The sequence below is a fragment of the Desulfococcus sp. genome (assembly GCF_050178255.1).
GTDB lineage: Bacteria > Desulfobacterota > Desulfobacteria > Desulfobacterales > Desulfococcaceae > Desulfococcus > Desulfococcus multivorans.
On record NZ_JBFXGG010000058.1, the window covers coordinates 10727 to 20578 of the forward strand.

At 63.3% G+C, this 9852-nt stretch carries 8 protein-coding genes; 6 read left to right on the forward strand and 2 right to left on the reverse strand.

The window, feature by feature from the left end; all coding sequences use genetic code 11:
* The first annotated feature begins 393 nt into the window (after nt 1–393).
* From AB7S84_RS11435 to AB7S84_RS11450, 4 genes are read left to right on the forward strand one after another with little or no spacing between them, the layout of a single operon-like run.
* Nucleotides 394–1329, forward strand: a complete 936-nt coding sequence (locus tag AB7S84_RS11435; protein WP_020875323.1) for an ABC transporter ATP-binding protein — start codon at nt 394–396, stop codon at nt 1327–1329.
* A 41-nt stretch (nt 1330–1370) separates the two neighbouring features.
* Nucleotides 1371–2120 carry an ABC transporter permease gene (locus AB7S84_RS11440; RefSeq protein ID WP_428154545.1) on the forward strand — a complete coding sequence of 250 codons (750 nt, stop codon included), beginning with the start codon at nt 1371–1373 and terminating at the stop codon, nt 2118–2120.
* 36 nt (nt 2121–2156) lie between these two features.
* Complete coding sequence (locus AB7S84_RS11445) at nt 2157–4049, forward strand: Gldg family protein (RefSeq protein WP_428154547.1); 1893 nt, start codon at nt 2157–2159, stop codon at nt 4047–4049.
* 58 nt (nt 4050–4107) lie between these two features.
* Nucleotides 4108–5373, forward strand: a complete 1266-nt coding sequence (locus AB7S84_RS11450; protein ID WP_020875326.1) for a DUF4340 domain-containing protein — start codon at nt 4108–4110, stop codon at nt 5371–5373.
* 41 nt (nt 5374–5414) lie between these two features.
* Here the strand turns inward: AB7S84_RS11450 and priA are convergent, their stop codons facing one another.
* Complete coding sequence (priA, locus tag AB7S84_RS11455) at nt 5415–7850, reverse strand: replication restart helicase PriA (RefSeq protein ID WP_428154550.1); 2436 nt, start codon at nt 7848–7850, stop codon at nt 5415–5417.
* Between the two features lie 221 nt (nt 7851–8071).
* On the opposite strand from priA, the gene upp reads away from it, so the two are divergent.
* Entirely contained in the window at nt 8072–8698 is a 627-nt protein-coding gene (gene upp / locus AB7S84_RS11460; protein WP_428154552.1) for a uracil phosphoribosyltransferase, read from the forward strand.
* Nucleotides 8699–8772: 74 nt separating this feature from the next.
* Nucleotides 8773–9258: a solute carrier family 23 protein gene (locus AB7S84_RS11465; RefSeq protein ID WP_428154556.1), complete on the forward strand. Its 486-nt coding sequence runs from the start codon at nt 8773–8775 to the stop codon at nt 9256–9258.
* On the opposite strand, the gene pyrF is transcribed toward AB7S84_RS11465, so the two are convergent.
* The coding region (gene pyrF / locus AB7S84_RS11470) for an orotidine-5'-phosphate decarboxylase (RefSeq protein WP_428154554.1) at nt 9259–9852 on the reverse strand (594 nt) is incomplete at its 5' end.

The following is a 9852-nucleotide window of genomic DNA, read 5'->3' on the forward strand; positions in this document are numbered from 1 at the left end:
TACACCCGCTATCCGGTCACCCTGATGAAAGCTGAAACTGAATTACAGGTGAAAATCTTCCATTTTTTACAGTTGATGGGCCTTCCATGTCAATAAAAATGGCGGCATCACCCCCCGACAGGGCCGAACGCGGGACACTCCGGTCGTGATCTTTGAATCAAAGGACGAAAAAGTCGCTTGTTGACGATTTTGCCGCAACATATGCCGATTTCCATCGTGACCGACAACAATATCATGTGGTTAACATCATGAATTCTGCCATGTTACGAAACCATCTAAATCTTGACAACCGTGCCAACATAGGCATTATTAGGCTGTCTTATCGCCCGTCGACCAATGACCGGGCGGCGGTACGCCATGTTCAACCCCACCAAACAGGGAGCTGTGTCACGAATGATCGAGGTGAAACATCTGAGCAAGTTTTTCGGACCCCATAAGGCGGTGGACCGCATCGCCTTCACGGTTCAAAAGGGAGAAATCCTGGGGTTTCTCGGCCCCAACGGCGCCGGGAAATCGACCACCATGCGGATGATCACCGGCTTCGTTCCCCCGTCCGGCGGCACCGCCGTGATCGGGGGGCACGACATCCTCCGGGAGCCCGTAGCGGCCCGAAAAAAAATCGGTTATCTCCCGGAGAACGCCCCGGTGTATCCCGACATGACCGTGTACGCCTATCTCGACTTCTGCGCCCAGATCCGCGGATTTTCGGGAAGCGACAGGAAACGGCGCGTCACGGAGACCATCGAGAAGTGCTTCCTTTCAGGCGTCGAACACCAGACCGTCAGCACGCTGTCCAAAGGGTTCAAACAGCGGGTCTGTTTCGCCCAGAGCATTCTCCACGACCCCGAATACCTGATCCTGGACGAACCCACCGACGGGCTGGATCCGAACCAGAAGCACGAGGTCAGGCTCATGATCCGCAAGATGAGCGCCGAGAAGGCCATCATCCTCTCCACCCACATTCTGGACGAGGTGGAGGCCGTCTGCAGCCGGGCCGTCATCATCACCAAAGGCGCCATCGTGGCGGACGACACCCCCGAGAACCTGAAGGCCCGCTCCACGATTCACGGCGCCATCTCCGTCACCCTCGCCGACGCCGATGCCGACGCCTTCATCGCCTGCGCCCGGAGCGTTCCCGGCATCCGGGAGGTCGCGGTGATCGAGCGCACCGATGGGGCGCTCAAGGCCCGGATATACCCGGAGTCGGCGGACCCTCTGGCGGCGGAGCATCTCATGACGGCCCTTTCGGCGAAGCGTTTCGAGGTCAAGTCCCTCTTCGTCGAACAAGGGCGGCTGGACGAGGTCTTCCGCGCCGTCACGACCTCCTGAGCGACACCCCGGAACCCCAAAACCGCTTATCAGGTGCAACAATGAAATCAGAAGCGATACTCACCCATGTTTCGGCGATCTTCAAACGCGAGATCAAGGCCTATTTCGGATCTCCGGTCGCCTATGTCTTCATAGCCGTCTTTCTGCTGTTGATGGGTTTTTTCACCTTCCACATCAGCCATTTCTTCGAAATGGGTCAGGCGGACCTGAGGGCCTTTTTCGAATGGCACCCCTGGCTCTACCTGTTTCTGGTCCCGGCGGCGGCCATGCGCCTCTGGGCCGAAGAGCTGCGCATGGGTACCATCGAGCTGGTCCTCACCTTTCCCATCACCACCGGCGAGGTCATCATCGGAAAATTTCTGGCGGCGTGGGCCTTCATCGGCATCGCCCTCGCCCTCACCTTTCCCATGGTGCTCACGGTGACGTACCTCGGCGACCCTGACCCGGGACCCATCGTCACCGGCTACATCGGCAGTTTTCTCATGGCCGGCGCCTTTCTCGGCGTAGGCAGCATGACCTCGGCCGTCACGCGAAGCCAGGTGATCAGCTTCATCCTCGCCGTCCTCATCTGTCTCTTTTTCATCCTGGCCGGCTTCCCCCCCGTCACCGCGATGATGGCCGACTGGGCCCCGAGGTGGCTTACCGCCGTCGTATCCGGCCTGGGCTTTCTATCCCATTTCGTGTCGATGCAGCGGGGCGTCCTCGATCTGCGGGACATTCTCTACTTCGGCTCCGTCATCTGTTTCACGCTGTTCGCCAACGGCATCATTCTTCAATACAAAAGGGCTTAGCACCGACACCGCATCGACTACAGGAGGCCACGCATCATGACAACGCATCACCCGCCGGCCGGACAAGCCGGCAAATCCTTTTTATCCATAGGAGGACTGCTCCTGGTGCTGATCATCCTGGTGCTCGTCAACGTCATCGCATCCAGGGTGAACGCACGATGGGACGTCACCGAAGGCAAGCTCTATTCCCTGTCGGACGGCACCCGGGAGATTCTCTCGAACCTCTCCTACGACACTGCCATCAAGGTCTTCTACACCCGGGACGAGACCCACACCCCGGTGCACATCAAGACCTACGCCAGGCGGCTGATGGATTTTCTCTCCGAATACGAACGCCACGGAGAGGGCAAACTCACCATCGAGCACTACGACCCCGAACCCGACTCCGAGGCGGAGGATCAGGCCGCGGCCTACGGCATCTCGGGCATCGACCTGCCCACGGGGGAGCGGCTCTATTTCGGTCTGGCGGCCGTGGCCGCGGATCAGGAGGCCGTCATCCCCATGATCGATCCGACCCGGGAGGAGCAGCTGGAGTACGACATCACCCGGATCATCGCCAGGGTGCAGTCCGCCGAAAAGCCGACCATCGGGATCATCAGCGCCCTGCCCGTCTTCGGCATGCCCATGATGGGCATGCCGCAGGAGGGCGGTCCCGAGCCGTGGATGTTCGTCTCCGAACTCCGAAAGAACCACGAAGTGCGGGAGATCAGTCCCGGGGCCGACAGCATCGATGAGAGCGTCGACCTGCTCATGCTCATCCACCCCAAGGGTCTCTCCCCGGCCCTTCAGTACGCCGTTGATCAGTATCTCTTAAGGGGGGGGAATCTCATGGTGTTCGCCGACCCGTTCTCGGTGAGCGAGCCGCCCCGGTCCCCGTCCAAGGCCTCCGACGGCCTGGCCGCCCTGTTCAAGGCCTGGGGGGTCGAGATGGACCTCGGCAAGGCGGTCGTCGACTTCGATTTCGCCACCCGCCTCAGGGGCCAGGACAACCAGGTGGAAACCAACCCCTTCTGGCTCTCGATGGACGCCGACGCCCTCAACCGGGACAACATCATCACGGCCCAGCTGGAAAGCTTGCTGCTGCCGGCGGCCGGTGCCGTTCTCAAGGCCCCGGACAGCCCCTACACATTCGAGACCCTGGTCCGATCCAGCCCCAATGCCGCCATGTCCGACACCATGATGCTCCAGCTCGGCGCCGAGGATCTGCGGCGGGACTTCAAGGCCGCCGGGACCCCCTTCGACCTGGCGGTTCAGATCACCGGCACCTTCAAGAGCGCCTTCCCCGAAGGCCCGCCCCGGGACCCGGAAAGCGGGACCGATAAACCGGGGAGCGACGAGCCCCGGAACACCGGAAACGGGCACCTCGAAGAGGGACAAGGTCCTGCCGTCGTCGTCCTCGTGGGAGACGCGGACCTCCTTTTCGACAACTACTACGTCAGCCACCAGAACTTTCTGGGGTTCAAGATCTCGCGAATGTTCAACGACAACCTCAATTTCGTTCTGAACAGCGGCGAAATGCTCATCGGAAGTCAGGCCCTCATCGGCATCCGCTCCCGGGGTACGTTCGAGCGCCCCTTCACCCGGGTCGAGGCCCTGGAGAAGGCGGCCCAGGCCCGCTGGCTGGTGCGGGAACAGGAGCTGATGCGCCGGATCGACGACACCAACCGGAAGCTGGAGCAGCTGGAGGAGCAGAAGGAGGCCGCCCAGCAGCTCATCCTGAGCGAGGCCCAGGAAGCCGAAATCCGCGCGTTTCAGGAGGAGCGTCGGCGCATCAACAAGGAACTCAAAACGGTCCGCCGCAACCTGAGGGCCGACATCGAACGCCTGGGCAACACCGTCAAATTCATCAACACCTTCCTGATGGTCTTCGTGGTCGCCGCAGCGGGCATGATCTACGGCTTGCGGCAGCGGCTGAAAAGCCGAAGGTGAACCTCGGCGGGAAACATCGGACAACCCCCTTTCGGTAGGGGATGGAGGGCATGAGACCATGAAATCCAAGACGTTTATCATATTATTGTTGATCTGCGTGCTCCTCGGCGCGGCAAGCTGGTTCCTTCTGGGATCCGGCCCGTCGACAGGCCGGAAAGCCGACGACCCGTCAGGAGATCCCCTCCTGACGGCCCTGCCGGTGAAGGAGATCCTTACGATCGAGATCACCGGACACCAGCGCGGCGTGCATCTGGAAAAGGGCGAGACGACCTGGCGCGTTCGGGAGCGGTACGGATACCCCGCTGATTTCGTAAAGCTCTCCGACCTCGTGCTGAAGCTGCGCGACATGAAGGTGGATCGCACCTTCCCGGCATCCGACGAGATTCTGGCTCGCCTGTCCCTCAACGCCCCCGACGGAGCATCCGATCCGTCCGCCGCCGATGCCCGGGGCACCCGGGTCGTCCTCAAGGGTCGGAACGACGCGGTCCTGTCCAGCGTCGTCATCGGAAAGACCCGGGATAGCGACACCGGAAGGGGCGGGAACTATGTCATGGTCGACGGGGACAAGGCGGTCTATGTCGTCGACAAAGCGTTCCACTTCCTCGATACCGACCCCGAAAAATGGATCGACAAGGAGATCCTGGACGTCGCGCCGGAACGGATCGCCGAGGTCCGCCGAATCGATCCGGGGGCCGGGGCGCCCCGCTATATCGTCCGGCGCCCTGACCCGGAAAAGCCGGCCGGGCTGCTCGACGTTCCGGCGGACAAAACCGCGGCGTCGGTCAAGATCAATCGCCTGATGGACGCTCTCTCCACCTTCCGGATCGACGACGTGGTCGATCCGAAAACCCCGGCGGAAGCCACCGGGCTCGACACCGGGGCCTGCTTCGAATACGGGCTGTTCGACGGCACCGTCTACACCCTTTGCCTGGGAGGCCCCGTGACGGACCATCCGGACCGCACCTATTTCAAGGCCCGGGTCGCCTTCACCCCGCCGTCCGAAGCCCCGGCGACGGCCCCGGAAAAGACGGCCCCTGCCGGGGAAGAAACGGCGGCCGACGCCCCCGAAGCACCGGTGGATCCGGCTGAAAATACCGATGCGCCCACCGACGGCACCGAATCGACGGCGCCGGCCCCGGAGGAGACGGTATCTGCCGGGACGGAAACGACGGCCGGCGCCCCTGAAACCCCGGCGGATCCGGCTGTCGCGGCGGCTGAACTGAATCAACGGATCAGCCCCTGGATCTTCGCCGTGCCGAAATGGAAGGCCGACCAGTTCATCCTCGACAAGGCCGATTTTTTCGAAAACAGAGAAAGTGATTAAGGGCTTCGGCAAGGCAATGTCGCTACCCCCTTCCCCTTTCTTCAACTCAGAAAATACGGATCCACGTCGATCACCACCCGCACCCCGGGGTGGCGAAACAGGTTCGGCGCCGCCGAGGAAACCGCCCGGACAAACCGGCGAAGCGGCCCGATCCGCAGGCCCTTGACCAGCATCTGCCAGCGGTAGCGGCCGGCGATCTTCTGGATCGAGGCCTCCACGGGTCCCAGAAGCGTCACCCATTTCCGGTAAACCGCCTCCTGCTGCAACAGCTCCCGGCAGACCGACCCCAGGGCCTCGGCCGTCTCCCGGGTCGCCTCGGGGTCGACGCCCGAGATCCTGAGCTGAATGATACGGGATACCGGCGGATAACCGAGGGCCCGGCGAAAACCGATCTCGACCTTGTAAAACGCCTCGTAGTCCTGTCGGGTCGCGGCGACGATGCTGAAATGATCGGGGGTGAAGGTCTGCAGAATCATCCGGCCGGGGGCATCCCCCCGGCCGGCGCGGCCGGCCACTTGGGCCAGGAGCTGGAAGGTGCGTTCCCCGGCCCTGAAATCCGGAAAACTGAGGGAAAGGTCCGCGCAGATGACCCCCACCACGGTGATGTTGGGAAAGTCGTGACCCTTGGCCACCATCTGGGTCCCCACCAGAACGTCCACCGCCCCTTTCCTCAGACTCTTCAGGATCCTGACGACAGACCCCTTTCGGGTGGTGGTGTCCCGGTCCATGCGCGCCACCCGGGCGTCGGGGAACAGGGCCTTGACCGCGGCCTCCACCTTCTCGGTCCCCATCCCCAGCAGTTTGATGGGGGCGGGTCCGCAGGCCGGACAGTCGCAGGGCGCCTTTCGGGTGTAGCCGCAATAGTGGCACCGGTAAACCCCGGCCAGGCGGTGGTAGGTCAGCGTGATGTCGCAGTGGACGCACCGGAGGGCCTCTCCACAGGCGGCACAAACCGGGAAGCTGGCAAAACCCCGGCGGTTCAGAAAGAGCAGCACCTGTTCTTTCCGTTCCAGGGCCGCGGTCATGGCCGCATGGAGGGGCGGCGTAATGAAGCGCCTCGCCCCCCGGGTGTCCGCGACCTTTTTGAGATCGACCACGGTGATCTCGGGAAGCGGGCGGGACGCCACCCGCCGCCGAATCCGAAGCTCCCTGAACTTTCCCGTGCGGACATTGTAGCAGGTGTGAACGGAGGGCGTCGCCGATCCCAGGATCACGACGGCGTCCGAAAGCTTCGCACGGACCACGGCGATGTCTCTGGCATTGTAAAGCAGATCCGCTCCCTGCTTGTAGGAGGTGTCGTGTTCCTCGTCCACGATGACGAGACCGATATGATCGAGGGGGGCGAAAACCGCGGACCGTGCCCCGATGACGACGGCGGCCTCCCGGTTCAGAATCCGCTGCCATTGATCCAACCGCTCGCCCGCGGAAAGCCCGCTGTGGAGCACGGCGACGGCCTCCCCGAATCGGGCCCGGAACCGACGCTCCATCTGGGAGATCAGGGCGATCTCGGGCACCAGCACCAGCACCGGGAGCCCCTTTTCCATCACCTTCCGGGCCAGATGGAGATAGACCTCCGTCTTCCCGCTGCCGGTGACCCCCGCCAGGAGAAAGGGACAAAACCCCTTGCCTGTGACGGCGTCCACTTCGGCGACCACCCCGGCCTGCTCCGGGTTGAGGGTTCGGGGGGTATCCGGTGGTATCGGTTCGCCAAAGGGGTCGCGATAGACCTGTTTCTCGTAGACCCGGACCAGTCCCTGCTCGACCATGGCGCGGACGAGCCGCGGCGCCGTCGGCACCTGGGCCTTGATATCGCTGATCGACATCTCCTCGCGGGACTCCAGGAGTGCCAGGATATCCCGCCGGGCCCGGGAAAGGGACGCCGGCGGCGTTCCGTCGCCCCGCGCCGCGAACCGTTCCATTCTCGGCCGGGCCACGCCCCCCTGGAGCACGGCTTCCCGCACCAGCCATCCCCGGTCCTCGAGGGTCTGCACCAGGGCCGCCGGCACGCGCCGCTCTCTCAGGTCCTTGAGACGACACGGCCCCGATTTCAGGCGGGTCATCACCTCCCGCTCGAGGGGTGTGAGATCCCGACCCCCCGCCTCGAAGACTGTCAGCCCCCCGGGAGTGGCCGAAACGGTCAAGCGGTCGTAAACGTTCAGTCCGCCGGGCAGGGCGCACTGAATCACCTCCCCCAGGGGGTGCATGTAGTAGTCGGCGACCCATTTGAAAAAAGGGATCATCTCCGGAGGAAAGAGGGGGACCGGATCCAGGACGTCCAGAATCCGCTTGACGGCATACCCTCCCGAAGGGACCGTCTCCCCCAGTACGTACCCGGTGACCCGCCGCCGTCCGAAGGGCACCAGGACCCGCTTTCCGGGGGTCGCCAACGGCGCGAGGGCGTCCGGGACCCCGTAGGTGTAGGATCCTTCGACGGGAAGGGCGACGGCGACGGCGATGTGGCAGGAATAGATCGTCATAATCAGGAATAGATTGTCATTCCGTATCAATCACATTATATACAGACGGGTCAACCCCATCGATACCCAACCCTGTTTCATTCATAAGGAGGCACCCTGATGGCAACATTCTCTTGACAAACTTGTCAAGGAACCGGGAAAATACACCTTCAACCGGCCGTTGGGCTGTTTCTGACCCTTTCCCCAACTTATATTTTCCACCCTGCATAAAGGAGGCCGCCGTGCCCGTCACCCTTGCCGACCACCCCCTGATCAAACACAAACTGGGGCTCATTCGCAAAGCCGACATCTCGACCAAGGACTTCAGAGACCTCTCCTCGGAGATCGCAAGACTGCTGACCTACGAAGCGACCAAGGACCTGGAAACGGAACAGATCACCGTCGAGGGGTGGGCCGGTCCGGTGACAGTCGATACGATCAAGGGGAAAAAGATCACCGTCGTCCCCATTCTTCGGGCCGGCATCGGAATGATGAACGGCGTCATCGACATGATCCCCTCGGCAAAGATCAGCCTGGTTGGCCTCTACCGCAACGAAGAGACCCTGGAACCCGTTCGCTATTACGTCAAACTGACCAGCAACATGGAGGAGCGGATCGCCCTCATCCTGGACCCCATGCTGGCCACGGGCGGCACCCTCGTCGCCACCATCGATCTGTTGAAGGCGGCCGGATGCACCCACATCAAGGGGCTCTTTCTCGTAGCGGCGCCGGAAGGCCTCAGGCGGCTCGAAAAGGCCCACCCGGACGTCGAGGTCTACGTGGCGTCCGTGGATGAAAAGCTGAACGACCTCGGGTATATCCTGCCGGGTCTGGGGGATGCCGGCGACAAGATCTTCGGCACCAAATAGACCGGTGCGCCCAGGAACCCCCAACCCGGGCAAGGAGCATCCCATGTCCCCAGACCCCTCGGACCGGCCCGGTCATCATGGTCATCGGGCTGGTCCTGGCGCCGGTGGCCGTCAACATGGCCATGGGAAAGACCGGCGACGGCGCGGCGGTCCTCGTTCCCGAAAGAACGGCCCTCTTTATTTCCATGCTGTCCCTGGCCGTCACCGTCCTGGTCTCCTTGAAGGGCAGGGGCATGCTGCGCCTCATTCCCATCCTCTGCGGCATCACGGCGGGGTATCTCGTCTCCCTCCTCCAGACCATCCCCACGCCGGTCATGGGCGGGATCATGCTGCTGCTCTTCGGCGCCATCATGGTCGTGGGGCTCAACAGCCTGGTCAAGGCGGGTGAGGATCTGATGGAACCCCGAAACATGTGCATCGTCTCCCTCGTCCTGGTCTTCGGCATCGGCGGTATGGTCTTCTCCGCCGGAGATTTCAGCATCAAGGGCATCGGGCTTTCAGGCATCCTGGGCGTTCTCCTGAACCTGGTGCTGCCCCGGAGTCGCCGTCCCGCGGCATGATCAGGCGGCCGCAAGAGCGGTCTGAACCTCCCGGGCGATCCGGCGGGCTGCTTCCCGGGGGTCTGCCGCGTCCCGAATGGGTCTGCCCACGACCAGATAGTCGGCCCCCCACCGGACGGCCTGTCCCGGTGTCGTGACGCGCTTCTGGTCGTCGGGTGAATCCTGGGCCGATGCGGGACGGATGCCGGGGGTCACCGCCAGAAAATCGGGTCCGAAGGCCTTCTTGACGGCGGCCGCCTCCAGTCCCGAGCAGACGATCCCGGCGCAACCCGCGGCCCGGGCCGTTTCCGCCCGGTTCATGACCAGCCGGGTCATGTCGGCGGCCAGTTCCGGCCGGAAGCCGGCGGCGGCGATATCCTCGCTGGAGACGCTGGTCAGCACCGTGACCCCCAGCACCCCCACCTTTCCACCGCTCCCGGCCACGGCGGCCCCCAGCATTTCAGGGCTTTCCCCGCAGTGGACCGTGGCGAGCGCGACGTCGAGATCCGCCACCCGGGCCATGGCGCGCGCCACCGTGGCGGGGATGTCGTGGAGCTTCAGGTCGAGAAACACCCGGGCCCCCCGGGAGCGGATAAACCGGACGATATCCGGCCC

Excerpts from the sequence above, each read along its gene's own strand:
- AB7S84_RS11435 (WP_020875323.1), top strand. The coding sequence starts at position 394 with ATGATCGAGGTGAAACATCTGAGCAAGTTTTTCGGACCCCATAAGGCG.
- AB7S84_RS11440 (WP_428154545.1), top strand. The coding sequence starts at position 1,371 with ATGAAATCAGAAGCGATACTCACCCATGTTTCGGCGATCTTCAAACGC.
- AB7S84_RS11445 (WP_428154547.1), top strand. The coding sequence starts at position 2,157 with ATGACAACGCATCACCCGCCGGCCGGACAAGCCGGCAAATCCTTTTTA.
- AB7S84_RS11450 (WP_020875326.1), top strand. The coding sequence starts at position 4,108 with ATGAAATCCAAGACGTTTATCATATTATTGTTGATCTGCGTGCTCCTC.
- priA (WP_428154550.1), bottom strand. The coding sequence starts at position 7,850 with ATGACGATCTATTCCTGCCACATCGCCGTCGCCGTCGCCCTTCCCGTC.